Raw genomic sequence first — 24,915 nt, 5'->3', positions numbered from 1 at the left:
AGGCGCGCCGCGATGCCCACTCAGCTCGTGCGCTTCAAGCAGGTCGACGTCTTCACGTCGGTGCCGTTCAAGGGCAACCCGCTCGCCGTGGTGTTCGACGCCGATTCGCTCGGCGACGCCGACATGCTCGCGATCGCCCGCTGGACGAACCTGTCGGAAACGACGTTCCTCTGCACGCCCACCGATCCGGAAGCCGACTACCGCGTCCGGATCTTCACGACGGAGGGCGAGCTGCCGTTCGCCGGCCACCCGACGCTGGGCACCGCGCACGCGTTCCTGGAAAGCGGCGCACAGCCGCGCACGCCGGGCCGGCTGATCCAGCAGTGCGGGGTCGGCCGGGTCGCGCTGCGCGAGCAGGCCGACAGCTGGGCGTTCGCCGCGCCGCCGGCCCGCGTCACGCCGCTCGACCGGTCGGACTACGCGGCGCTGGCCGCCGCGTTGCGCAGCGACGCGCTCGATCTGGATGCCGAGCCTTGCGCGGTCGACAACGGCGCACCGTGGCTGGTCGTGCGGCTGAAGTCGGCAGACGCCTGCATCGGCCTGACGCCCGATCCGGCCGCGCTGGCGGCGCTCACGCGCCGCTACGGCACGGACGGCGTCGCGCTTTACGCGCCGCACGCCGAAGGCGGCCCCGCGACGTTCGAAATCCGCTGCCTGATGACGGGCGGCAACTTCGGCTTCGGCGAGGATCCCGTCACCGGCAGCGCAAACGCCGCGCTCGCCGGGCTGCTGACGCGGCAGGAACGCCGCCCCGGCCAGTCGTATACGGCCCGCCAGGGTACGGCGATCGGCCGTGACGGCCGCATCGTCGTCAGCTACGACGAAGACGGCACCACGTGGATCGGCGGCCATGTCGTCACGGTCGTCGACGGCACCTTCCTGTCACCCGCCTGACATTTCGCGATGTGCGACGGCGCCGGCCCGTCCGGCGCCCCCTACGATTCGCCCAGCTATCGCAAAAACGTTCCAGCCAGTAATATCGGGCCTAATCCGTTGTTTCGGAGGTCTGTCCATGGTTGCGTGTCCCGCGAACGAACAGACGTCGGGACAACCCGAACCATAGCCAGCCATCCGGACGGATGGCGCACGCGAGCAGGACGCCACCCTCTTCGATGAGCTCCGCCCGGTCCAACCACACGCCGCCGACCCGGCCGCTACGCGCGCCGCGCAAATCGCGCCGGCGGGCGCTATTTGCGATCCCGCTGCTCGGGATGCTGGCGCTTGCGCTGCTGTGGGCCGTGATCATCGCGCGTCTGTCGGTGGAAAAGGACAGCGCGTACAAGGAAGCAGCGGCTTCCGCGGCGATCCTGTCCTCCGCGCTCGAGCAGCATACGGTCAAGGCGATCCACCAGGTCGACCAGATCACCCGCTTCGTCAAGTTCGAATTCGAGAAGTCGCCCGCGCGCTTCAACCTCGCCAGCGCCGTCGAGAAAGGCGTCGTGCCGAGCGACACGCTGATCCAGGTGTCGCTCGTCAACGCGAAGGGCATCCTGTTCGCCAACACGGCCGAGCTTCACCCGCAGCCGATCAACTTGTCCGACCGCGAGCACTTCAAGGTCCACCTCGCGCACAACGACGACCGCCTGTTCATCAGCAAGCCCGTGCTCGGCCGCGTGTCGAGCCACTGGACGCTGCAGATGACGCGGCGCCTGAACAACCCGGACGGCAGCTTCGCGGGCATCGTCGTCGTGTCGGAAGACCCGAGCTACTTCACGAACGACTTCTACAACAACGCGGCGATCGGCAAGGAAGGCGTGATCGCGGTCGTGTCCGATACGGGCGCCGTGCTCGCGCGGCGCACGGGCTCGGTCAGCAACGCGCCCGGCGCGTTTTCGGCGTCGGGCGTCTACCCGATCGCCGAGCGCGTGACGGGCACGATCATCGACCCGATCGACGGCGTGACGCGCATCGTGTCGTACCGCCACCTCGACGGCTACCCGCTCGCGGTGATGGTCGGGCTGTCGCAAACCGAGGAATTCGCGGACTACTACCACACGCGCAACGTCTACCTGCTGATGACGAGCTTCATCACGCTCGCGATGCTCGCGTTCTTCGGCGTCGCGACGGGCCTGATCGGCAAGCTGCTCGGCCGTGAGCGCGAAATGACGCAGCTCGCCGAATACGACCTGCTCACCGGCCTCGCGAACCGCTACGCGACGCTGCGCGGGCTGCGCAACGACGTGTCGATGCCGGCGAGCCTGTCGCGGCTCGGGCTGCTGTTCATCGATCTCGACAACTTCAAGACCGTCAACGACACGCTCGGCCACAACGCCGGCGACATCGTGCTGCAGATGACCGCGTCGCGCCTGTCCGATGCGGTCGGCGACGAAGGCTCGCTCGCGCGCATCGGCGGCGACGAATTCGTCGTGGTGATGAAGGGCGACGACGTCGAGCGGCGCGCGGTGCGGCTCGCGGAAGCGATCATCCGGATGTTCGGCGACCCGTTCGACGTGCGCGGCAGTTCGTTCGTGCTGCATGCGAGCATCGGCATCGCGCTGCACTCCGTCGCGAACGAAAGCGAGATCGACCTGCTGAAGAAGGCCGACCTGGCGATGTACAGCGCGAAGGACGCCGGCAAGAACTGTTACCAGTTCTATGCGCCGCACCTGTCGCACCGCGCCGACCACCTGATGCGCTGGGAACAGCAACTGCGTGTCGCGCTCGCCGAGGGGCAGCTGTTCCTCGCGTACCAGCCGAAGATCGACCTCACGCACCGCCACATCACCGGCTTCGAGGCGCTCGCACGCTGGGATCACCCCGAGCACGGGATCATCTCCGCGAACGAATTCATTTCGATTGCCGAATCGACCGGCCTGATCGTGCCGATCGGCGACTTCGTGATCCGCACCGCATGCGAGCAGATCGCGCGCTGGCGCGACGAAGGCCACGACACGCTGACGCTCGCGGTCAACATCTCGCCCGTGCAGTTCTGGCGCGGCGACCTGATCGAGACGATCTCGCGCACGCTGCAGGAAACCGGCATCGACGCGAACCGGCTCGAAATCGAGATCACCGAAACCGCGATGATGGAATATCCGGAGCTCGTGTCCGAGAAGATCGTCGCACTGAAGAAGCTCGGTATCCGGATCGCACTCGACGATTTCGGCACCGGCTATTCGTCGCTGTCGTACCTGCACCGCTTCTCCGTCGACACGCTGAAGGTCGACCGCTCGTTCGTGCAGGCCATCCCGAACGATCGCAGCGTGTGCGTGATGGTGTCGTCGATCGTGCACCTCGCGCGCTCGCTTGGCCTGACCGTCGTCGTCGAAGGCACGGAAACCGAGGAGCAGATCACGTGGCTGGCCGCGCTCGGCGAGATCGAGGCGCAGGGCTTCCTGTTCTCGCGACCGGTGCCGGCCGACGCGATTCCTGCGCTGATCGCACGCTTCGGCGTGCGCGGCGACTCGCCGAACGTGATCGCGCACCGCGCGACCGGCAGCACGGGCGCGTAATCGCCCCGCGGCCGTGGCGCGCGCCGTCATTGTTTCGTTTTCCGATCCGATTGCCTGGTTCATGAACTAGCGTTTTCGCGCATGGCAGTGTCACGGTGCGCGGTGGACAATCGGGAGGGCCAACGTGTCGGCGGGCCGCCGGCATGGTCACACGCGAGAGATCGGGCTCCGTGCCCATACCACCAACATGACCACCGTCGAAATCGAAGCGACCGCTGATGTCGAACAGGCGCAGGCGTCCCTGTGGGACCTGTTCAAGGTCGTCGCCAGCATTTCGGCGGTCTCGTGGGGCGGGCTGTCGATGATGGCGCAGCTCGAACGCCACTACGTGGAACGGCTGCGGCGCATCGAGCCCAACGTATTCGGCGATCTCGTCGCCCTTGCCTGGCTGGTGCCGGGCCCCGTCGGCTGCAACGTCGCGGTGCAGGTCGGCCAGATCCTGCACGGCCGCGCCGGCGCGTGGATCGCCGGCATCGCCAGCGTGCTGCCGTTCTCCATCCTGATGACGCTGTTCGCGATCTTCTATCGCACGCCGCTCGTGCGCTCGCTGGCCGCGCCGATGCTGATCAATCACTTCGGGATGGTGCTCGCCGCGCTGATCGGCGTCACGTGGGCCAAGCAGCTGCGCTCGCTCGCGCGCACACGGCGCGAACAGTTGATCGCCGCGCTGTCGACGATTCTGCTCGCTTTCGCGCATAATGCGGCCGCCTTCGTCGGGATTCTCTTCGCGGCATTCGCGGCGGGCTGGCTGACCGGGCCGCCGCAACGCGACGCAGTCGATTTCACGCTGTCGACCCGCGACCGTAACCTGCTCGTGCTGCTCGGCGTGCTCGTCACGCTGTTCGCGGTGCCGCTGCCCGGCGATTACCAGGCGACGCTGCTGTGGCCTCGCCTCGCCGGCGCCGGCATGACGCTGTTCGGCGGCGGCTTTTCCGCGCTGCCCGTGCTCAAGACGCTGTTCGTCACGCCCGCAACGGGCATCTCCGATCACGACTTCACGCTTGCGTTCGCCCTGTCCCCTGTCGCGCCGGGACCGCTGCTGAACGTCGTGCCGTTTCTCGGCTACCTGACCGACGGCTGGGTCGGCGCGCTGCTCGCGACGGCCGCGCTGTTCATTCCGTCGGGGTGCCTCGTCGTGTTTGCGCAGAACCACCTCTTCCGGCTCAAGCGCCATTCGCGCTTCGAGCACGGGATGCGCCTGCTGCGTGCCGCGACGACGGGTTTTCTGGTCGTCGCCGTCGTGAGGATCCTGTACCGAGAACCGGCCGACCCCGTTTACTGGCTGACGGGCGCCTTCGCGACGCTATGCTTTGCGCGCTTCAAGGTGCCCGTCTACGCCGTGTACGGCACGGTCGCGGTTGCGTGCGGCGTGTGGCTGCTGGCCGCCGCGCGCTGACGGGCGACCGCCGCCGCCCCGCCGGGTGCTACCGGCATTCGCCCCTGTCGCCTCTCTCGTCCGTCCAGTTCGTCCTCAACCTGCCTGCACCGCAACCCGGCGCGCCATCCAGCGGGCGCGCAGCGCGTCGTAAGCGAGGTTGAAGCAGAACGTGTAAGGCAGGAAGAACAGCACGATGCCGAGGTCGAGCAGCAGCGCCTCGACGAGGCTCACGTTCAGCCACCACGCGGCTACCGGCACCACCATCGCGACGAGGCCGAGCTCGAACATGAGCGCATGCGCGATCCGCATGCCGAGCGTGCGCGTCAATCCCGCCCGCCGCTCGAAGCGGTCGAACAGCGTGTTGAACGCCATGTTCCACGCCATCGCGATCAGCGACACCATCACCGTCAGCACGCCGACGTGCGCCACCGGCATGTCGAGCAGCCACGCGCCGATCGGCGCGCACAGCGCGATCGCAACCAGCTCGAACGTCAGTGCATGCAGCAGCCGTTCCGTCACCGTTTTGTTGACCTGTTTCATGATTCACTCCGATTCGTGTACTTCACTGATGGCAGCCATTTTGATCGGCGAAACCGTATGAATCCAGTTTGATATCATCGGTTTTACCGATATATCGCCATCCGGAGCGCCGCATGCGCCACGCACCCGAAGCCCTGCTCGCATTCGCCGAAGCCGCCTCGCTCGGCTCGTTCACGGCCGCTGCGCGCAAGCTCGGCAAGCGCCAGTCGACCGTGTCGGAGGCGATCGCGAACCTCGAGATCGATCTCGGCGTGCAGTTGTTCGACCGCTCGACGCGCGCACCGACGCTGACCGACGCCGGGCGCGCACTGTTGCCGCAGGTGCAGCGCGCGCTCGAAGCCGGCGCGGCGATCGACCGCACGGCCGCGCGGCTGGCGCGTGGCGAAGAAGCGCGGCTGACGCTGGTCGTGTCCGATACGTACCAGTCGAAGCGCTACGAGGAAACGTTGATGGCGCTCGAACAGCGCTTTCCGGCGCTCGAGCTCGAATGCCAGATCGCCGAGCACGAGGACGTGCTCGACCTGATCCAGCAGGGGCGCGCGCAGCTCGGGCTGATGGCCGCGCGGGCGAGCTACCCGGCCGATATCGGCGCGGCGACGATCGCGGAGGAGTCGGAGATCGGGCTGTTCGTCGGCCGCACGCACGCGCTCGCCGAATACGGCGATGCCGACGTGCCGCACGCCGCGCTGTGCGACGTGCGCGAACTGCGCCTCAATACCTATGTGAAAACGGAAGGCCGCGGCGCCGACGACCGGATCGTCGTCGGCACGCAGCACTGGCTGGCGCCGAGCTACCTGATGCTGCTGGAGATGGCCGTGCTCGGCTTCGGGTGGGCCGAACTGCCGCGCTGGATGGTCGACCACTTTGCGCGCGATCGCCTGTGCGAGCTGCGCGCACGCGGCTGGCCGCGCCGCGTACGGGTCGATGCGGTCTGGTCGCGCAACCGGCCGCTCGGCCCGGTCGGCTCATGGCTGCTCGATGCGATGCTGGCCGCGTAACGGCGCTTGCCGGTGCACCGGCGGCTGCACGCGGGCCGGCGGGCCCCGGGTCGATCAGAACCCGCGCGACAACACCGCCGCGCCGATCGTGACGACGCCGAGCACGAGGTTCACGAGGACGAGCAAGCGCACCGTATTCACCGCGCGTGCGCCGTCCGGCCACTTCTGCGCCTGCACGGCACGGCGGATGCGCGGGAACAGCGCGAACCGGATATGCCCGAAGATCAGCATCATCACGACGCCGAGCCCGGCCATCGCGTGCAGCGACCACGTCGCGTGCGCGCCGCCGAATTCCACGAGCAGGAAGCCGCCGGACAGCAGGATCACGATCACGGAACCCGAAACCCAGTTGAAGAAGCGGCCGAACACGCCTTCGATCAGCGGCAACCGAAGCTGCGGCGACAGGTCGGACAGCGCCGGACGCAGGCAGAAGTTGGCGAAGACCATCCCGCCCACCCACACGGCGACGGCCAGCAGATGAAGAAACAGCGCGACGGAGACAGCATGGGACATGACGGCGATCCTGTGAGGAGTTGGGTGCGGCGAACGGCCGCGTCGCACGCGGCTCAAGCGACGTTCGACCGGATTGTCGCCGCACGGTTCAGACCCCAGGCGCGATTTCACACTATTTTGCAAGTTCCGCGCGACATCGCCACGCTTGCTTACCCGCATCCCCCACCAAAAGAAAAGGCCGCACGTCCGCCGAAGCGGAGGTGCGGCCTTCGATCGCGGCCGAGCCGGACGATCGAACGTGCGCAGCGTCAGCCGAGTAGCGGACGCAGCTCGCTGACGACCTTGAGCTTCGTGTCCGGCGCGCGGCCCTTGCGTGCGCGCTTGCCGACGTGCGGCGCCAGCCCCGCATACGACAGCGTCTCGTCCATCGCCTTGCCGCCGCGGCCGGTGCCGATCAGCACGACGCCCGCCGGATCGATCGCGAGCGCCTGAACGAGCGTTTCCTTGTCGTCGAGCGCCATCAGGATCACGCCGCGCCCGCCGCCGGACAGCGTCTTCATCTCGTCCATCCCGAACACGAGCAGGCGGCCGCCGCTCGACAGGCACGCAATCTGCGTTGCTTTCGGCAGCACCGGCATCGGCGCGAGCGGCACCGCGCCTGCGTCGATCGTCATGAACGCCTTACCGGCCTTCACGCGGCTCACCATGTCGCCGACCTTCGCGAGGAAGCCAAAGCCGTTGCTCGACGCGAGCAGCAGTTGCTGGTCGGCCGGCGCCGCGAAGTAATGCATCAGGTGCGAGCCCGATTCGAGCTCGATCAGCGACGTGACGGGCACGCCGTCGCCGCGCCCGCCCGGCAGCACCGACACGTCCACCGAGTACACGCGGCCGCTGCTGCCCCACGCGATCAGGCGGTCGGGCGTGCGGCACTGGAACGCCGCGTACAGGTGGTCGCCCGCCTTGAACGTGAAGCCGGCCGGGTCGAGCCCGTGGCCCTTCAATGCACGCACCCAGCCCTTCTGCGACACGACGACCGTCACCGGTTCGTCGACCACCTTCGCCTCGAACGTCGCGCGCTTTTCCTGCTGGATCAGCGTACGGCGATCGTCGCCGTACTGCTTCGCGTCGGCCTCGATCTCCTTGATCATCAGCCGCTTCATCGCGCTTTCGTTCGCGAGCAGTTCCTCGAGCTTCGCCTTTTCGTCGCGCAGCGCTTCGAGCTCCTTCTCGATCTTGATCTTCTCGAGACGCGCGAGCTGGCGCAGGCGGATTTCGAGAATGTCTTCCGCCTGCCGTTCGCTGAGGCCGAACGCGCTCATCAGCGCGGCCTTCGGCTCGTCCGACTCGCGGATGATGCGAATCACCTCGTCGATGTTCAGGAAGACGATCATCCGCCCTTCGAGGATGTGGATGCGGTCGTCGACCTTCGCGAGACGATGGCGGCACCGGCGCGTCATCGTCAGCTGGCGGAACTTCACCCACTCGTCGAGGATCGTCAGCAGGCCCTTCTGGCCCGGCCGGCCATCGGCGCCGATCATCACGAGGTTCAGCGTCGCGTTCGATTCGAGGCTCGTATACGCGAGCAGCGTGTTCACGAATTCCGTCTGGTCGATCGTGCGCGACTTCGGCTCGAACACGAGCCGCACCGCCGCTTCCTTGCCCGACTCGTCGCGCACTGCGTCGAGCAGGTCGAGCATCGCCTTCTTCGTGTTGAGCTGCTCGGGCGTGAGCGTCTTCTTGCCGAGCTTGAGCTTCGGGTTCGTCAGCTCCTCGATTTCCTCGAGCACCTTCTGGCCCGACGTGCTCGGCGGCAGCTCGGTGACGACGAGCTGCCACTGGCCGCGCGCAAGCTCCTCGATCTTCCATTTCGCGCGCACCTTCAGGCTGCCGCGGCCGGTTTCATAGGCCGCCGCGATTTCCGTGTCGCTCGAGATGATCTGGCCGCCGCCCGGGAAATCCGGGCCGGGAATCAGGTTCATCAGCTCCGCGTGCGTGAGCTTCGGATTACGGATCAGCGCGACCGCCGCCGCCGCGACTTCGCGCAGGTTGTGCGAAGGGATTTCGGTCGCAAGACCGACCGCGATGCCCGACGCGCCGTTCAGCAGCACGAACGGCATGCGGCTCGGCAGCGTCTTCGGCTCCTCGAACGAGCCGTCGTAGTTCGGCATGAAGTCGACCGTGCCCTGGTCGATCTCGTCGAGCAGCAGCTTCGCGATCGGCGTGAGGCGTGCTTCGGTGTATCGCATCGCCGCCGCGCCGTCGCCGTCGCGCGAGCCGAAGTTGCCCTGCCCGTCGATCAGCGGGTAGCGCAGCGAGAAATCCTGCGCGAGACGCACCAGTGCGTCGTACGCCGACTGGTCGCCGTGCGGGTGGTATTTACCGAGCACGTCGCCGACCACGCGCGCCGACTTCACCGGCTTCGCGTCCGGGCCGAGGCCCATTTCGTTCATCGCGTAGAGAATCCGGCGCTGCACCGGCTTCTGGCCGTCGCAGACATCGGGCAGCGCGCGGCTCTTCACGACGCTGACCGCGTAGCTGAGATACGCCTGCTCCGCGTAGTTGCCGAGCGTCAGCGCTTCGGCGTCCGGTGCATCGGAACCGGCGAAGAGATCGGAAGTGTTGTCGTCCATCTGAATTCCGTATTCGTAAGTGGCGTGAGGCCGGGCCGGGTATCATCCCCGGCCGCGCGGGCGCTCGGCTTAGATATCCGCTTCGACGTCGTTGCCCTTTTCCTCGAGCCAGCCGCGCCGCGCGGCTGCCTCGCCCTTGCCCATCAGCATCGTCATGCGCGCGACGGTCGCCTCGTAGTCGAGCTCGCCGAGCTTCACCGGCATCAGACGGCGCGTGTCGGGGTTCATCGTCGTATCCCACAGCTGCTCGGCGCTCATTTCGCCGAGACCCTTGAAGCGGCTGATGCTCCATTGCGTCTCGCGCACGCCGTCCTTGCGCAGCTTGTCGAGGATCGCTTCGAGTTCGCCGTCGTCGAGCGCATAGAGCTTCTGCGCGGGCTTCTTGCCGCGCGCGGGCGCATCGACGCGGAACAGCGGCGGACGCGCGACGTACACGTGGCCGCGCTCGATCAGTTGCGGGAAATGCTTGAAGAACAGCGTGAGCAGCAGCACCTGGATGTGCGAGCCGTCGACGTCCGCGTCCGACAGGATGCAGATCTTGCCGTAGCGCAGGTTCGACAGGTCGACGGTGTCGTCCGGGCTGTGCGGATCGACGCCGATCGCGACCGAGATGTCGTGCACCTCGTTGTTCGCGAACAGGCGGTCGCGCTCGGTTTCCCACGTGTTCAGCACCTTGCCGCGCAGCGGCAGGATCGCCTGGTATTCCTTGTCGCGGCCCATCTTCGCGGAGCCGCCCGCCGAGTCGCCCTCGACGAGGAACAGTTCGTTGCGCGCGATATCTTCCGTCTCGCAGTCGGTCAGCTTGCCGGGCAGCACCGCGACGCCCGAGCTCTTGCGCTTCTCGACCTTCTGGCCCGCGCGCGTGCGCGCCTGCGCCTGCTTGATCACGAGTTCGGCGAGCTTCTTGCCGTGCTCGACGTGCTGGTTCAGCCACAGCTCCAGTGCCGGACGCGAGAACGACGACACGAGCTTCACCGCGTCGCGGCTGTTCAGGCGTTCCTTGATCTGCCCCTGGAACTGCGGATCGAGCACTTTCGCGGACAGCACGAACGACACGCGCGCAAACACGTCTTCCGCGAGCAACTTCACGCCCTTCGGCTGCAGGTTGTGCAGTTCGACGAAGCTCTTGACCGCCTGGTAGAGACCGTCGCGCAGGCCGGATTCGTGTGTGCCGCCGGCCGGCGTCGGGATCAGGTTCACGTACGACTCACGCACGAGCGAGCCTTCCTCGCTCCATGCGACGACCCACGACGCGCCCTCGCCTTCGGCGAAGGTGTCGTCGCCCGAACGCGAATCGGCGAAACGCTCGCCTTCGAACAGCGGGATCAGCAGCTCGCTGCCGTTCATTTCGTCGAGCAGGTAGCCGCGCAGGCCGTCCTCATATTTCCACGTCTGGCGCTCGCCGGTCTTCTCGTTGACGAGCACGACCTCGACGCCCGGCAGCAGCACGGCCTTCGAGCGCAGCAGGCGCTGCAGTTCGCCGAGCGGCAGGTTCGGCGAATCGAAATACTTCGGATTCGGCCACACCTGCACGCGCGTGCCGGACTTCTTCTCGCCGCGGCCCGCGCCTTGCGTCGCGAGCGGTTTCACGACGTCGCCGTCGGCGAAGCCGAGTTCCGCGATCTTGCCGTCGCGCCAGACCGTCACGTCGAGGCGCGTCGCCAGCGCGTTCGTCACCGACACGCCGACGCCGTGCAGGCCGCCCGAGAACGTATAGGCGCCGCCTGCGGCCTTGTCGAACTTGCCGCCCGCGTGCAGGCGCGTGAATACGATCTCCACGACCGGCACACCCTCTTCCGGGTGCATGCCGAACGGGATGCCGCGGCCGTCGTCCTCGACAGACACCGACTGGTCCGCATGCAGCGTGACCGTGATCTGCTTGCCGTAGCCGCCAAGCGCCTCGTCGGACGCGTTGTCGATCACTTCCTGGATGATGTGCAGCGGATTCTCGGTACGGGTGTACATGCCGGGGCGCTGCTTGACCGGCTCGAGACCCTTGAGCACCTTGATCGATGCTTCGCTATAGGCCGCGCTGGGTTTCTTCGTTGACATAGGCGCTGAATTTCGTCATTCATCGGGACGTTGTCCACACCTCGTGTGGATAACGTCGTGGACAAAACGTTGAGTTCCGTAAAAAAGCGAATCGAAACAACGGTGTGCTTGGACTGCTCCGAAAGCGGGCGCGCGGCGTGCGCTGCGCTGCCCGGGACGCGCGGTATTTTACTGGTTCCGCGTGGCACGCCAATCGCGCAATCGCGCGCGGCGGCCGCCGGCCGCGCGACGCGTCACGCGTTTTACGCGGGCTTGCGCTTCGCCTCGAGCGTTTCCCACCGTTCGAGCGCGGCGAGCAATTCGTCGTCGATCGCCGCGAACCGCTCGGTCAGGCGCGTGCCTTCCTGCGGATCCTTCGCGAAAATCGAGCCGTCTTCGAGCTGCGCATTGATCGTTTTCTGCTCCTCTTCGAGCGCGGCAATCTTCTCCGGCAGCGAATCGAGCTCGCGCTGCTCGTTGAACGACAGCTTCACCGTGCGTTGCGCGTTGCGGCCCGCGGCGCTTTTCGCCGCCTCTTCCTTGACGGGCGTCGCCTCCTTGACCGCGCGCTTGGCCGCTTCCTGCTGCGCGAGCTGATCCGCGCGCGTGCTCTGGATCTGCCAGTCGGTGAAGCCGCCGACATATTCGCGCCACTTGCCGTCACCCTCGGCCGCGATCACCGACGTCACGACGTTGTCGAGGAACGCGCGATCGTGGCTGACGAGCAGCACCGTGCCGTCGTAGTCGGCCAGCAGCTCCTCGAGCAATTCGAGCGTCGGGATGTCGAGGTCGTTGGTCGGTTCGTCGAGCACCAGCACGTTGGCCGGACGCGCGAACAGGCGCGCGAGCAGCAGCCGGTTGCGCTCGCCGCCCGACAGCGACTTCACCGGCGAACGCGCGCGTTCCGGCGCGAACAGGAAATCGCCGAGATAGCTCATCACGTGCTTGCGCACGCCACCGATCTCGACCCATTCGCTGCCGGGGCTGATCGTATCCGCGAGGCTCTTTTCCTGGTCGAGCTGCGCACGCATCTGGTCGAAATACGCGACCTGCAGGTTCGTGCCGGTGCGCACCGTGCCTTCGTCGGGCTTCAGTTCGCCGAGAATCAGCTTGAGCAAAGTCGTCTTGCCGGCGCCGTTCGGGCCGATGAAGCCGATCTTGTCGCCACGCATCACCGTCGTCGAGAAGCGGTCGACGACCGTGCGGCCGCCGTAGCGCTTCGTCACGTCGGTCAGCTCCGCGACGATCTTGCCGGACTTCTCGCCCTGCGCGACGTCGAGCTTCACGTTGCCCTGCGCGTTGCGGCGCTCCGCGCGCTCGTTGCGCATCTGGACTAGCCGCGCGATGCGGCCGACGCTGCGCGTACGGCGTGCTTCGACGCCCTTGCGGATCCACACTTCCTCCTGCGCGAGCAGCTTGTCGAACTTCTCGTTTTCCACGCGCTCGATTTCGAGCTGCTGCGCCTTGCGCGTCTGGTACGCGGAGAAATTGCCCGGGTACGACAGCAGCCGGCCGCGATCGAGATCGACGATGCGCGTCGCGACGCGGTCGAGGAACGCGCGATCGTGCGTGATGAACAGCAGGCCCGCGCGCTGCGCGACGAGCAGCTCTTCCAGCCAGCGGATGCCGTCGAAGTCGAGGTGGTTGGTCGGTTCGTCGAGCAGCAGCACGTCGGGCTGCAGCACCAGCGCGCGCGCCAGCGCGACGCGCTTCTGCATCCCGCCCGACAGCGCGTCGACCGGCGCGTCGACGTCCGCCAGGCCGATCTGCGCGAGCGTCATCGACACGCGCGTGCGCCAGCTCCACGCGTCGTGCGCATCGAGCGACGACTGCAGCGCGTTCATCCGCGCGAGCAACGCATCGTGCTCGGCGCCTTCGGGGATATCCGCCAAGCGGTGCGCGATCGAATCGTATTCTTCGAGCAGTTCGCGCGTGTGCGCCAGCCCCGATGCCACTGCGTCGAACACCGTCGCGCCCGGCTCGAATTCAGGCTCCTGCGGCACATAGACGGTCACGAGCTCCTGCTGGCGCGTGACCAGGCCGTCGTCGGGCTTCGCGAGCCCGGCGACGATCTTCAACAGCGACGACTTGCCCGCGCCGTTGCGGCCTATCAGGCCGACGCGCTCGCCGGCTTCCAGCGAGAAATCCGCGTGATCGAGCAACGCGACGTGACCGAACGCGAGCTGCGCGCCGGAAATGGAATAGAGCGACATGGGGAGACGGCGATGAGAGAAATCGGAAGCGCCCATTGTACCGGTCGCGGGCGACGCCACCGGTATGGCCGGACGGATAAGCCCGGCAAACGGGTCGAGGGGCGGGCTGGAACGCGCTTTCGACGGCTGGCAGGCAGTGCCCAGCGAAGCGCGTCGATGCGATGCGCATGGTACACCGGGTGCGCCCGGCTTCCGGTCGCGGACGCCGGCCTCGGGTTCCGGGCAAAAGGCCCGCGTCGGCCGGATGCCTGCGGCCAGCCGATCGATCATGCCGCGCCGGACGCCCAAGGCGCCCGTACGCGGCGCACGCGCTTACTTCACATTGATCGAGATCGTCGAGCTCATTTCGGGGCCGTACGACCGGTGCATGCCGTCGCCGAACTGCAGCGTCAGCGTATGCTGGCCGGGCGGCAGCTTGATATCGGTTTCGGTCTGCGCCTTGCCGAAGTGCAGTGAACGTTGGTTCGCGGGAATCACGTCGCCCTTCGGGACCGGCTGGCTGTCGATCAGCAGGTGATGATGGCCGGTATTCGGCGTCATGTCGCCGGCCGGTCGAAGTTCCATCCCTTCGACCCCGAACTTCACGTGCACCGGGTTCGACACCGTCGCGCCCTCGCTCGGCGCTTCGAAATACACGCGCGCCTCGGCCCGCGCCATCGTCGACACGGCCATCGCCGCCACACACACCGCACCCGCGATCCACTTTCTGTTCAGCATCGTATTCTCCTTATGATTGGACAGCCCGGGAAGCATACACCGCACGCAGGGCATATGTGCTTCGGTTGCGTTGTTCGCGATGCGTACGTTTAACACGACGTTGCGGAGCCGTTCGGCGAAATTCCGGTACCATTGCGCCTTTCGTCCGCCGGCCAGGCCGCGGACGGCATCACCGGATTTCCATTTTTCCTGAGCGCTACATGAGCGAAGTAACCGAATACCAGAGCTGGGTCTGCCTGATTTGCGGGTGGGTCTATAACGAAGCGGAAGGGCTGCCCGACGAAGGCCTCGCACCCGGCACCCGTTTCGCCGACATTCCCGCCGACTGGCGCTGTCCGCTGTGCGATGTGGGCAAGGAAGATTTTGTCGTCGTCGATTTCTGATTCGCTGACGCTCTGATTTTCCGGTCGCGGCCGATTGCGCGATCACGCGCGCCGGCGTGCATTCCGCCCCGCCGACGCGCCGCGTGTTTGCTATACTCTGCGCGCTGTCCACACCGCCGTCCGGTTCGCGTGTTTTGCGATCACCCGGACTTGGCTCTCCCCGTAGTTCAATGGATAGAACAAGCGCCTCCTAAGCGCTAGATACAGGTTCGATTCCTGTCGGGGGGACCAGCCATCCTCATGCCTTCATCCACTTCCCCATGATCAAGCACCGCAACGACGGCGACGAAAAGCGCCTGACGTCGAAGCAGATCGGGAAGCCTCGGCAGCCAAACTGCACGCCCTATCGTCACGCTTGGTGAAGGTGAAGCGCAGATTCACTCGACGCAAGTCACCAATCGATTGACTCCCCACATCAGCCCTAGTACACTTCGCGCCGCGGGGTGGAGCAGTCTGGCAGCTCGTCGGGCTCATAACCCGAAGGTCGTAGGTTCAAATCCTACCCCCGCAACCAATACCGAAGCCCGCTCTGCGAAAGCAAGCGGGCTTTTCGCTTTCCGCATGCCCTGCCGCGTGTGCGCTGACTGCCTGCACCGCGCACAAATTGCAGAACATTGAGTCCCTGGCGTCTCCTGCGACACACGATCGCACCCCGTCCGATCACTTCTGTCTCGCGGCATACATTGCGTAGAATTCCGAACCTTCTCCAGCACCCGGACTCCCGCCATGATTCGAGCGATCGCGGCACTCGCCGCGCTTTCAGCGACGACCGGCACGGCAAACGCCGCCGACACCCTCACCGCGCCCGCGAAGCAACGCTATGTCAGCCCCGGCATCGCCAACATCATGAACGCAGCAGCACCGCACGCAGAAACCTCCTCCACCAATTCACGCTGCCGTGAACTGGCCGCCGGCATCGACGCCGTCACGCACGCCCCCGACCGAGGCCAGAAGATCGTGCGCGGGATGGGCCGGGACGGCAAGCCGCGCAACGAGCTGCGCGCTCACGACAAGCGCGCCGATCTCGAAACCGAGCATCACCGGCTCGGCTGCCGATAACGAACGCAACGCCACCCGGTCGAAAAATCACGCCGACTGCCTGGTCGTGTTGTCGGCGCTACACCCGGCCGAACGTTCCGACACAGTTCGGCAGACGCTGATCGCGATGCGCGAGCGCACGGTGGAGAATCTGCGCGAACGCCTCAGCCAAGGTGTCGCGACCGGCGAAATCGCGGCGCAAGCCAACCTCGACGCGATCGCACGGTACTACGTGACGGTCCAGCAGGGGATGTCGATTCAGGCGCGCGACGGCGCAAGCCGTCGCGATCTGGAGGCCGTCGTGCAAGCCGCGCTGGCCGCGTGGCCAGCGCTCGTCGGTACGGGCGGCACGTAACGGCAGGACGTCGCGGCCGCGCCGTAACGTTACTGCTTCGCCGCGTGCTGCACGTCCTTCGACGCATGCCACACGCGATAGCGCACCTCGAAGCCATCCGGCACATAGACGACGAGCGGCAGGCGGCTGTTGTAGCGCAGCAGCTGGCCGTCACCGCGCACCTGCACGAACCGTTGCTGCGGCGCCTGGCCCGGGCACGCCATCAGCGTCGATGCCGGCCCTTTCACGTCGGTGAGCTGGTAGTACGTGTAGCCCCAGCCCTTCACGTCCTCGGCGGTCAGCTCGCCGCCGAACCACTGCTGGTTGCAGTCGGTCTGCAGCATCTTGCCGATCATCAGCTCCACGCGCGCATCGCCTTCGTTCTCGAGTGCGGGCAGCGCGATCACGACGCGCTGCTGGCCGGCCGCTGCCTGCGGAAACATCTTGATCGACTCGGCCGGCACGGCGGGCGCCGAAGCAGGCCCGGCCACGCAGGCGGCGGCAGTCGTCACGCAGAAGGCGGCCAGCGCGGCCCGGATCGCGAATTTCATCGATGTACTCCTGAAAAACAAATGAGCCCCGGATGCTAACACTTTCGTCGCAATACCTTACGGCACTGTAATTTGACGACACAATTGCAAACAGCTGGCAATCCCCTTGCGCGGTACTTATAGGGGAACCAACGGAGAACATCATGCTGAAGCTCATTGCCGCCGCCGGCGTCGCCACCCTGCTGGCCGGCTGCGTCGTCGCCCCGGATGCCGGATACGGCTACGGGCAGCCCTACTATTCCGCACCGGGCTACGCGTACGCCCCGTCGCCGGTGTACGGCACGGTCAATATCTGGGGCGGTGGCGGCGGACGCGACTGGGATCGTGGCCGGCGCGATTACCATCGCCGGGACGGCGATCGTGGCAACCGCGGCAACGGCTGGGGGCACGGCGGCGGACACCGCGGCGACTGGAACGATGGCGGCGGAGGCGGAGGCGGCGGCCATCGCCACTGACCCATGCATTTGCAACCGTTTGTATCCGCACACCGCGCGCCAGGATGGCCGACGCGTCACGCAGACGAACGCACGGCCGCGCAAAAGACGAAGGCCCTCGCATGAAGCGAGGGCCTTTTGTCGTCCGGTGCGGCGAAGCGAACGGCGGTGGCGCCGACCGTTCGCGCTTCGCGCGGCCGCCTGCTTACCAGCCGGCCGGCTGCGCGTAGCCGCCCGATACGGGCGCGCCGCACACATACGCGCGCTGGTAGCGGTCGTAGCAATAGTTCGGGCCGTCGTCCTGGTACTGCGCCTGCTGGTAGGTCGGATACGCAGGCTGCTGGTACGCGGGTGCCTGGTAGTACGTCGGCGGCTGATAGGCCGGTGCCTGGTATGCAGGCGCCTGGTATGCCACGGGCGGATTCATCGCGGACGTCACGATCGCGCCCAGCACCGCGCCGCCGATCAAGGCGCCGATGACGGCACCACCGTCGCGATCATGCGCGGATGCCGGACCTGCCATGGCAAGCGAACCGGCGAGGACACACACTGCGGCAATTTTTTGCATGATGGACTCCCACGCGAAGTGGTACTGGATGCGACGCATTGTGGCGGCATGCGGCCGTAATAGATGCAGCAAGTGGTAACGCGCGATTACGGGTATCACGCACATCGAAATGCGCCGGCGCCGTGCTACGATTTTCGGCATACAGGAGACGCCGTCATGCAGCCCGAAACCGCCCGCCGTTTCGATACCGAATTCGCCCCGCGCATCGCACAGGCGATCGCCGCCTTCTTCGCCGATCACGTGCTGACCGACGTCGTCCCATATGGCGGCCACGGGCACCCGACGTGCGTGCAGATCCGCAGCGCACCGCACGAGCATGTCAGCGGCTTCGAGCATCCGCTGAACCTCGAGCTGACCTGGGACACCGACGAAATCGAGAGGCTGATGGAGCCGGACGGCCCGCAACGCTTCGAGCACTATCTGGCCGCACTGCCGAAAAAGCTGGGCGCGTGGCAGGGCGCGCGCGACATCGATCTCCTGTCGCGCACACAGGCCGACCCGCTCGTGCGGCTCGGCGGCCTCGACTTCGAAGGCTGAGTGCCGGCGTCGCGCCATGCGGCCCGGTGATACACTCGACCGGCCCGCTCCAGCGCAGTTGCGCCGGCCGGGCCGCTCATCGCCGCCTCCACCCTTTTCGCATGGTTGCGCACGCAACCGGCAACCGGGCGCGCGGACAACCACGCATCTGCTCCCGCCATGAACGCCGATACCGGCCTGCCGCTTCCGCAACGCTACTGGGCGATCGTCTGCGTCGCACTGGGCATCACGCTCGCCGTGCTCGACGGCGCCATCGCGAACGTCGCGCTGCCGACGATCGCGCACGACCTGCACGCATCCGACGCCGCATCGATCTGGATCGTCAACGCGTACCAGCTCGCGGTCACGATCACGCTGCTGCCGCTCGCATCGCTCGGCGAGCGCATCGGATATCGCCGCATCTACATCGCGGGGCTCGCGCTGTTCACCGCGGCGTCGCTCGGCTGCGCGCTCGCGGGCTCACTGCCGATGCTGGCCGTGATGCGCGTGATCCAGGGCTTCGGCGCGGCCGGCATCATGAGCGTCAACGCGGCGCTCGTACGGATGATCTACCCGTCGTCGATGCTCGGGCGCGGGCTGTCGATCAACGCGATGGTGGTGGCGCTATCGTCGGCGATCGGGCCGACGGTCGCGTCCGCGATCCTGTCGTTCGCATCGTGGCCGTGGCTGTTCGCGGTCAACGTGCCGATCGGCATCGCCGCGGTACTCGGCAGCCTGCGCGCGCTGCCGGCCAACCCGCTGCACGATGCGCCGTACGATTTCCCGAGCGCGCTGATGAACGCGTGCGTGTTCGGGCTGCTGATCACCGCCGTGGACGGGCTCGGCCACGGCGAAGGCCATGCGTACGTCGCGGCCGAGCTGGCCATCGCGTTCGTCGTCGGCTACTTCTTCGTGAAGCGCCAGCTGTCGCAGCCGGCGCCACTGCTGCCGGTCGACCTGATGCGCATCCCGATGTTCGCGCTGTCGGTCTATACGTCGATGGCGTCGTTCACGTCGCAGATGCTCGCGTTCGTCGCGCTGCCGTTCTGGCTGCAGAATTCGCTCGGCTTCTCGCAGGTCGAGACGGGCCTGTACATGACGCCGTGGCCGCTCGTGATCGTGTTCGCCGCGCCGCTCGCAGGCGTGCTGTCGGATCGCTATTCAGCCGGCATCCTTGGCGGGATCGGGCTCGCGCTATTCGCGGCCGGGCTGTTGTCGCTCGCGACGATCGGCGCGCACCCGGGCACCGTCGATATCGTGTGGCGGATGGCGCTGTGCGGTGCGGGCTTCGGGTTGTTCCAGTCGCCGAACAACCGCGCGATGCTGTCGTCGGCGCCGCGCGAGCGCAGCGGTGGCGCGGGCGGCATGCTGAGCACCGCGCGGCTGACCGGGCAGACGCTTGGCGCCGCGCTCGTCGCATTGATTTTCGGGCTCGCGCCCGATCGCGGGCCGACGACTGCGCTCTATGTCGCCGCGACGTTCGCTGCGGTGGCCGCGGTCGTCAGCATGCTGCGCATCGCTTCGCCGCGGCCGGACGCGGCAACCTGACAGCGCCGTCCGTCGCGCGCCGCTTGCGGATGCCCGCGCGTCATTCGGCGCCGAGCGCGTCCGTCACGAAACGCACGCGCGCCTGCACGCTGTCGCGCGGCAATTCGATCAGCCGGTAGCCATATGTCGTATAGCACTCGACCATCGCGTCGTAGGTGCGCACGGCTTCCGCGAAATCCTGCCTGCGCTCGGTGTCCTGCATATAGATGTCGGGCCACGGCGGCGCGATGAACACGCGCGGGTGATAGCGGAAACGGCGGGCCGCTGCTTGCGCATGCGCGGGCACCGGCAGCCCCGCCAGTCTCAGGTAGCCGACCACGTCCGGCACGCCACGATCGAAGAACACGGGCCCGCGCGCGCGGCGCGCGAGATCGTATGAGCGCATCTCCCAGCTCAGCATCAGCTCGGCGAACGCGGCCGGGTCGCGCCATGGCAGCGCCTGACCGTCGATCGCCATCTGGTCGCGGATCACGCCACGGCCGGCTTCCTGCGAGCGCGAGAAACCGGCGTGCTCGAGCGCATCGAGCAACGTGCTCTTGCCCGAGCCAGGGCCGCCGGTCACGACGAAGAAGCGGCGCGTGGCATCGTCCTCAGCGCCGGGCGCCTGGCCGAAATCACGCATGCGCAACCCGCCGGCCCGCGCGCCGCGTGACCGACGCGGCGGCCGCGACACTGCGCAAGTCGGCAACGAACGTATCGCGCCAGACCGACAGGTCATTCACGCGCAGCCGCGCGAGGTTCTCCTCGTGGCGCGCCTGCCGCTCCGCGAGCGGCATCGACAGCGCGCGCTCGAGCGCCTCGGCCATCTGCGACAGGTCGTACGGATTGACGAGGAGCGCGCCGGTCAGCTCCGCTGCCGCGCCCGCGAACTCCGACAGCACGAGCACGCCCGGATCGGCCGGATCCTGCGACGCGACGTACTCCTTCGCGACGAGATTCATCCCGTCGCGCAACGGCGTCACGTAGCCCACCTGCGACATCCGGAAGAACGCCATCAGCAGGTTGCGCTCGTACTTGCGGTTCAGGTACTGGATCGGTGTCCAGTCAAGCTGCGAGAAGCGGCCGTTGATCCGGCCCGCCTCGCCTTCGAGCGTTTCGCGAATGTCCTGATAGGTCTTCACGTCGGAGCGCGTCGGCGGCGCGATCTGCAGGAGCGACACGCGCCCCTGCCAACCCGGCGCATTCGCGAGCATCCGCTCGAACGACTGGAAGCGCTCCACCAGCCCCTTCGAGTAATCGAGGCGGTCGACGCTCATCACCAGCTTGCGGCCGTCGAGCGCCTCGCGCAGCATCTTCACCGGCTTGCGCGTGCCGTACTGGACGGCCGCCTGCGCGATCGCGTCGGGATGCACGCCGATCGGATAGGCGGCAACCTTCACGACGCGACCGTGCGCGTGCAGCATCCCGTCGTCGCTCGCCGCACCGATCCCGCGCCGCTCGATGTAGTCGGTAAACGCCTGCTTGTCGGTCTCGGTCTGGAAGCCAGCGACGTCGTACGCGCACATGAACTTCACGAGTTCCTCGTGCGGCGGCACGAGACGCAGCATGTCGGGCGACGGAAACGGAATGTGCAGGAAAAAGCCGATCGGGTTCTTCACGCCGAGCTCGCGCAGGTAATGCGCGAACGGCAACAGGTGATAGTCGTGCACCCAGATCAGGTCGTCGGGGCGCAGCAATGCGGCAAGCTGCTTGGCGAGCATCGCGTTCACGCGGAGATAGCCCGCGTACTCCTGGCGGTCGAAGCGCGCGAGATCGCCGCGGTAATGGAACACCGGCCACAGCGTCGCGTTCGAGAAGCCGCGGTAGTACTGGTCGTAGTCGCGCCGGGTCAGCCCGACCGTCGCGTAGGTGACGTTGCCGTCCCGCTGGATCGCGGGCTCGGCGTCGGGCGCGCCGACGATCTCGCCGTTCCAGCCGAACCAGACGCCGCCCGTTTCCTTCAGCGCGTCCATCACGCCGACCGCCAGGCCACCCGCGCTCGGGCGCGTGTCCTCGCCGGCGGCGACACGGTTCGATACCACGATCAATCTGCTCATGCGGCTTCCCCTCCTCGATTCGATTGGCTGGCGCGCGACGCGCGCCACGGCGGACACGGCTCCTCGAAGGCGGCCGTGCAGCGATTCAGACGTGAGCAATGCAGGTGTGAAAGACAGCGGCCGAATGCGGCGGCAATGACATCAGGCGTCCTGCTCCTGGCCGAGATCCCGCTGATAGTCGAGCCCTTCCGGGCGAGCGCCGCCCTGGTTGTGATCGCCGTCGGACGGCGTCTCGCCCGGCGCGCCGGCAGGCGGTGACGGTGGCGCGTCGGTCCGCGGACGCGGGTGGTCTGCCGCTGGGTCCGGCGGCCGGGGCGAAAACCGTTTCGAACGACGCATGGCTGGGTGTCTCATGTGCGGCGCGGCCCGAGGCCGTCGTAGAAACATTCCATGACTCAAAAGTCTAGGTCGCTTCCTTGCATGCCAAGGTAACAATTGCCTTCAATTTGTAACGTTTCGACCCCTCTCGATTCATCTGTCCGACAATGGCGCCGCGCGCACGCGCGGCCTGCCGTCCGGCGATTTGTCAAAGCTTTGCAATTTTCCTATGACAATTGCGAAACAATGACGCGGCATGACGGCGTGCATGCGACGCCGCTCACCCAGACAGGACTTGCACTCAGGGATGAACAATCGTTTCGAATCGCGGCGCCGGGCCATGCCGGCGCGCGTCGTGCTGGCCGTGATCGCCACGGCCGCACTGCTGTCCGGCTGCAACTCGCTGTACAGCGAGGGCGCGACAGCCGGCGCCGGTATCGCGGGCGCCGCGATCGCCTCCAAGGTCACCAGCAACGCCGCCGTCGCGACGGGCATCGGCCTCGGCGCCGTCGCCGGCGCGCGAGCGGGCGTCCAGTACACGCAGCGCGTCGCACACCGCTACACACAGGACCAGATCGCAAAGGCCGCCGGCCCGCTCGACGTAGGCGGCGTCGCGCCGTGGTCGACGCACCACGCGTTCCCGATCGAGGACGACGAGCAGGGTCGCGTGACGGTCAGCCGGATGATCAGCATCGGCCCGCTCGACTGCAAGGAAATCGTGTTCGCGGTCGACACGCCCGCCAAGGGCGACAAGGCTGCGCAATCGGCGTTCTACGTCGCCACGATCTGCCGCGACGGCCCCGTGTGGAAATGGGCGTCGGCCGAACCGGCGACCGAACGCTGGGGCGCGCTGCAATGAGCGTCGCGCTTCGTATCGCGGCCATCGGCGCGCTGTGCGCGGCGACGGCCACGCTGTCGGGCTGCGGGTCGGTCGGCGCGGCGAGCGGCGCGCTCGCCGGCGCGGCGACGGGCCTCGTCACCGCGAACCCGGCGATCGGCGTCGGCGTCGGGATTGCCGTGCAGGCGGCGACCGACGAAGCCGTCAACCGCACGATGAAGCAGCTCCATCAGAACCAGCAGGACGCGATCGCGAAGGTGGCCGGCAGCCTGGCCGTCGGCGACGTGAAGCCGTGGAAGGTGAAGAACACGCTGCCGCTCGAAAACGGCGAAGGCGAAGTGCGCGTCACGCGCGCATACGCGTCGGCGCTCGCGATGTGCAAGGAATTCGCGTTCTCGGTGAAGGACGGCGACAAGGCCGACTGGTATTTCGCGAATGCGTGCCAGCAAGGCGCGCACTGGAAGTGGGCGTCGGCGGAACCGGCGGTCGACCGGTGGGGGAATCTGCAGTAACCGTGCGATGCGCGGCGCGTGACGTGCGGCGCATACACACATGCCGGGCCGTACGGCCCGGCAAGTCGATCAGGACTCGACGTCCTCGAGACTGAAAATCTCGGTCTGGTCGTTGTACGAAAAGATCTCGCCGTAACGGCCCCAGTCGATCACCGCGTCGAGCGTCTCCTCGGCGGCGCCGTCCGACAGGAAATCCTCCAGTTCCTGCTCGAAGCGCACGCGCGGCGCACGATGGCCCGGGCGCTCGTTCAGCACCTTCTTGATCCGCGCGGCGAGCGGCACATGCTTCAGCAGGTGATCCGCGAACATCAGCTTGCGCTCCTGCGTGCCGAATTCCGCGAACACGCGCCCCGGCGGCGTCAGGAACACGTCCCCTTCCCGCACGTCCGCGAAACCGAGGTACTGCAGCACTTCGGCGATCGGGAACAGGTCGTCGACCTCGAGGTGCAGCGTGCGCGCGATTTCCGGCATGTCCGCGCGGCCGTGGTAAGGCGCCATCGCAAGCGTCTCGATCAGGCCGGCCATCAGGTTGGTCGACACCTGCGGCAGCCAGCTGCCGAGCTCGAGCCCCTTCTTCGTCGCCTCGCCGGTCTGGCGGGCCGTCATCTTCGCGTAGATGTCGTCGACGAGCTTGCGGAACGCCGGGTCGAGCCGGTTGCGCGGATGCTTGAACGGCACCTTGATCTCGGCGATCACGCGGCCCGGGTTCGACGACAGCACGAGGATCCGGTCGCACATGAACACCGCTTCCTCGATGTTGTGCGTGACGATCAGCACCGACTTGATCGGCATGCGGCCCTGCGTCCACAGATCGAGCAGGTCGGTACGCAGCGTCTCGGCCGTCAGCACGTCGAGCGCGGAGAACGGCTCGTCCATCAGCAGGATCGTCGGATCGACGACGAGCGCGCGCGCAAAGCCCACGCGCTGGCGCATGCCGCCCGACAGTTCGCGCGGATACGCGTTCTCGAAGCCGTCGAGACCGATCAGGTCGATCGCGGCAAGCGCACGCTCGCGCCGCTCGCGTGCGCCGACGCCGAGTGCTTCAAGGCCGGCCTCCACGTTCTGCAGCACGGTGAGCCACGGGAACAGCGCGAAGGTCTGGAACACCATCGCGACGCCTTCGGCCGGGCCGCGCAGCGGCTGGCCGAGATAGGTCACTTCGCCGCCGGTCGGCTCGATCAGCCCGGCGATGATGCGCAGCAACGTCGACTTGCCCGAGCCGGAACGGCCGAGCAGCCCGACGATCTCGCCTTCGCGCAGCGACAGGTTCGCATCGTCGAGCACGAGCAGCTCGCCCTGCGTCTTGTTGAAGCCGCGACAGACATGATCGACGCGCAGGATTTCCTCACCGAGGCGCGGCGGTTGGTTCGTCTGGACGGGGGCGTTTACAGCATTCGGATTGTGCATCGCGTTTCGCTCTCAATCGG

23 protein-coding genes, 2 tRNA genes and 1 pseudogene are annotated in these 24,915 nt (G+C 67.1%); 14 read left to right on the top strand and 12 right to left on the bottom strand.

The window, feature by feature from the left end; translation table 11 throughout:
• The first annotated feature begins 12 nt into the window (after positions 1 to 12).
• From HWX36_RS04575 to HWX36_RS04565, 3 genes are all read left to right on the top strand, one after another.
• Positions 13 to 894 (top strand): PhzF family phenazine biosynthesis protein, encoded by an 882-nt coding sequence (locus tag HWX36_RS04575; protein ID WP_175951062.1) that lies wholly within the window; start codon positions 13 to 15, stop codon positions 892 to 894.
• 218 nt (positions 895 to 1,112) lie between these two features.
• Complete coding sequence (locus HWX36_RS04570; protein ID WP_175951061.1) at positions 1,113 to 3,452, top strand: EAL domain-containing protein; 2,340 nt, start codon at positions 1,113 to 1,115, stop codon at positions 3,450 to 3,452.
• A gap of 187 nt (positions 3,453 to 3,639) precedes the next feature.
• Positions 3,640 to 4,848 (top strand): chromate transporter, encoded by a 1,209-nt coding sequence (locus HWX36_RS04565; protein WP_175951060.1) that lies wholly within the window; start codon positions 3,640 to 3,642, stop codon positions 4,846 to 4,848.
• Between the two features lie 75 nt (positions 4,849 to 4,923).
• Here the strand turns inward: HWX36_RS04565 and HWX36_RS04560 are convergent, their stop codons facing one another.
• Positions 4,924 to 5,370, bottom strand: coding sequence for a multidrug/biocide efflux PACE transporter (locus tag HWX36_RS04560; protein WP_175951059.1), 447 nt, complete (start codon positions 5,368 to 5,370; stop codon positions 4,924 to 4,926).
• Between the two features lie 113 nt (positions 5,371 to 5,483).
• Here HWX36_RS04560 and HWX36_RS04555 point away from each other — a divergent pair, with 113 nt between their 5' ends.
• Positions 5,484 to 6,368 carry a LysR family transcriptional regulator gene (locus HWX36_RS04555; protein ID WP_175951058.1) on the top strand — a complete coding sequence of 295 codons (885 nt, stop codon included), beginning with the start codon at positions 5,484 to 5,486 and terminating at the stop codon, positions 6,366 to 6,368.
• Between the two features lie 54 nt (positions 6,369 to 6,422).
• On the opposite strand, the gene HWX36_RS04550 is transcribed toward HWX36_RS04555, so the two are convergent.
• From HWX36_RS04550 to HWX36_RS04530, 5 genes are all read right to left on the bottom strand, one after another.
• Complete coding sequence (locus HWX36_RS04550; protein WP_085041971.1) at positions 6,423 to 6,881, bottom strand: CopD family protein; 459 nt, start codon at positions 6,879 to 6,881, stop codon at positions 6,423 to 6,425.
• Between the two features lie 248 nt (positions 6,882 to 7,129).
• Positions 7,130 to 9,451: a DNA topoisomerase IV subunit A gene (parC, locus tag HWX36_RS04545; protein WP_175951057.1), complete on the bottom strand. Its 2,322-nt coding sequence runs from the start codon at positions 9,449 to 9,451 to the stop codon at positions 7,130 to 7,132.
• A 69-nt stretch (positions 9,452 to 9,520) separates the two neighbouring features.
• Complete coding sequence (parE, locus tag HWX36_RS04540) at positions 9,521 to 11,503, bottom strand: DNA topoisomerase IV subunit B (protein WP_175951056.1); 1,983 nt, start codon at positions 11,501 to 11,503, stop codon at positions 9,521 to 9,523.
• 242 nt (positions 11,504 to 11,745) lie between these two features.
• On the bottom strand, positions 11,746 to 13,731 hold the full coding sequence (locus HWX36_RS04535) for an ATP-binding cassette domain-containing protein (protein ID WP_175951055.1): 1,986 nt from the start codon (positions 13,729 to 13,731) through the stop codon (positions 11,746 to 11,748).
• Positions 13,732 to 14,007: 276 nt separating this feature from the next.
• The gene (locus HWX36_RS04530; RefSeq protein WP_175951054.1) at positions 14,008 to 14,412 is read right to left on the bottom strand and encodes a DUF4399 domain-containing protein; all 405 of its coding nucleotides are present in this window, start codon (positions 14,410 to 14,412) and stop codon (positions 14,008 to 14,010) included.
• Between the two features lie 200 nt (positions 14,413 to 14,612).
• On the opposite strand from HWX36_RS04530, the gene HWX36_RS04525 reads away from it, so the two are divergent.
• The 5 genes and pseudogenes from HWX36_RS04525 to HWX36_RS04505 all read left to right on the top strand — a co-directional run.
• Positions 14,613 to 14,795, top strand: coding sequence for a rubredoxin (locus HWX36_RS04525; protein ID WP_011352822.1), 183 nt, complete (start codon positions 14,613 to 14,615; stop codon positions 14,793 to 14,795).
• Between the two features lie 156 nt (positions 14,796 to 14,951).
• Positions 14,952 to 15,026: transfer RNA gene (locus HWX36_RS04520), tRNA-Arg, on the top strand.
• Positions 15,027 to 15,232: 206 nt separating this feature from the next.
• A tRNA-Met gene (locus tag HWX36_RS04515) sits at positions 15,233 to 15,309 on the top strand.
• A 212-nt stretch (positions 15,310 to 15,521) separates the two neighbouring features.
• Complete coding sequence (locus HWX36_RS04510; RefSeq protein WP_175951053.1) at positions 15,522 to 15,854, top strand: hypothetical protein; 333 nt, start codon at positions 15,522 to 15,524, stop codon at positions 15,852 to 15,854.
• Between the two features lie 37 nt (positions 15,855 to 15,891).
• Positions 15,892 to 16,188: pseudogene (locus tag HWX36_RS04505) on the top strand (TetR/AcrR family transcriptional regulator); the annotation flags it as partial.
• Between the two features lie 29 nt (positions 16,189 to 16,217).
• On the opposite strand, the gene eco reads toward HWX36_RS04505, so the two are convergent.
• Positions 16,218 to 16,718, bottom strand: coding sequence for a serine protease inhibitor ecotin (eco, locus tag HWX36_RS04500; RefSeq protein ID WP_175951052.1), 501 nt, complete (start codon positions 16,716 to 16,718; stop codon positions 16,218 to 16,220).
• 143 nt (positions 16,719 to 16,861) lie between these two features.
• Between eco and HWX36_RS04495 the strand changes: the two genes are divergently transcribed.
• Positions 16,862 to 17,173, top strand: a complete 312-nt coding sequence (locus HWX36_RS04495; protein WP_175951051.1) for a hypothetical protein — start codon at positions 16,862 to 16,864, stop codon at positions 17,171 to 17,173.
• A gap of 184 nt (positions 17,174 to 17,357) precedes the next feature.
• On the opposite strand, the gene HWX36_RS04490 is transcribed toward HWX36_RS04495, so the two are convergent.
• Positions 17,358 to 17,720, bottom strand: a complete 363-nt coding sequence (locus tag HWX36_RS04490; protein ID WP_175951050.1) for a hypothetical protein — start codon at positions 17,718 to 17,720, stop codon at positions 17,358 to 17,360.
• A 156-nt stretch (positions 17,721 to 17,876) separates the two neighbouring features.
• Here HWX36_RS04490 and HWX36_RS04485 point away from each other — a divergent pair, with 156 nt between their 5' ends.
• Both HWX36_RS04485 and HWX36_RS04480 read left to right on the top strand, forming a co-directional pair.
• Positions 17,877 to 18,257, top strand: coding sequence for a DUF5594 family protein (locus tag HWX36_RS04485; RefSeq protein WP_175951049.1), 381 nt, complete (start codon positions 17,877 to 17,879; stop codon positions 18,255 to 18,257).
• A gap of 159 nt (positions 18,258 to 18,416) precedes the next feature.
• A complete protein-coding gene (locus HWX36_RS04480; protein ID WP_175951048.1) occupies positions 18,417 to 19,784 on the top strand; it encodes an MFS transporter in 1,368 nt (455 codons plus the stop codon).
• 40 nt (positions 19,785 to 19,824) lie between these two features.
• On the opposite strand, the gene HWX36_RS04475 is transcribed toward HWX36_RS04480, so the two are convergent.
• The 3 genes from HWX36_RS04475 to HWX36_RS37005 all read right to left on the bottom strand — a co-directional run bounded on the left by HWX36_RS04475 (position 19,825) and on the right by HWX36_RS37005 (position 22,159).
• Positions 19,825 to 20,406 (bottom strand): AAA family ATPase, encoded by a 582-nt coding sequence (locus tag HWX36_RS04475; RefSeq protein WP_175951047.1) that lies wholly within the window; start codon positions 20,404 to 20,406, stop codon positions 19,825 to 19,827.
• Entirely contained in the window at positions 20,399 to 21,820 is a 1,422-nt protein-coding gene (otsA, locus tag HWX36_RS04470) for an alpha,alpha-trehalose-phosphate synthase (UDP-forming) (RefSeq protein WP_175951046.1), read from the bottom strand. The genes HWX36_RS04475 and otsA overlap by 8 nt, the downstream gene beginning before the upstream one ends.
• A 141-nt stretch (positions 21,821 to 21,961) precedes the next feature.
• On the bottom strand, positions 21,962 to 22,159 hold the full coding sequence (locus tag HWX36_RS37005; RefSeq protein ID WP_244136322.1) for a hypothetical protein: 198 nt from the start codon (positions 22,157 to 22,159) through the stop codon (positions 21,962 to 21,964).
• Positions 22,160 to 22,445: 286 nt separating this feature from the next.
• On the opposite strand from HWX36_RS37005, the gene HWX36_RS04465 reads away from it, so the two are divergent.
• Complete coding sequence (locus HWX36_RS04465; RefSeq protein ID WP_175951045.1) at positions 22,446 to 22,997, top strand: hypothetical protein; 552 nt, start codon at positions 22,446 to 22,448, stop codon at positions 22,995 to 22,997.
• Positions 22,994 to 23,488 carry a hypothetical protein gene (locus HWX36_RS04460; RefSeq protein WP_175951044.1) on the top strand — a complete coding sequence of 165 codons (495 nt, stop codon included), beginning with the start codon at positions 22,994 to 22,996 and terminating at the stop codon, positions 23,486 to 23,488. The genes HWX36_RS04465 and HWX36_RS04460 overlap by 4 nt, the downstream gene beginning before the upstream one ends.
• Before the next feature lie 69 nt (positions 23,489 to 23,557).
• On the opposite strand, the gene HWX36_RS04455 is transcribed toward HWX36_RS04460, so the two are convergent.
• On the bottom strand, positions 23,558 to 24,895 hold the full coding sequence (locus HWX36_RS04455; protein WP_011352844.1) for a nitrate/sulfonate/bicarbonate ABC transporter ATP-binding protein: 1,338 nt from the start codon (positions 24,893 to 24,895) through the stop codon (positions 23,558 to 23,560).
• Positions 24,896 to 24,915 lie beyond the last annotated feature (20 nt).

The sequence above is a fragment of the Burkholderia sp. BCC0405 genome (genome assembly GCF_902833075.1).
Classification (GTDB): domain Bacteria; phylum Pseudomonadota; class Gammaproteobacteria; order Burkholderiales; family Burkholderiaceae; genus Burkholderia.
The sequence above is the reverse complement of the archived record's forward strand: the minus strand, read 5'-3'. Positions and strand labels throughout refer to the sequence as shown.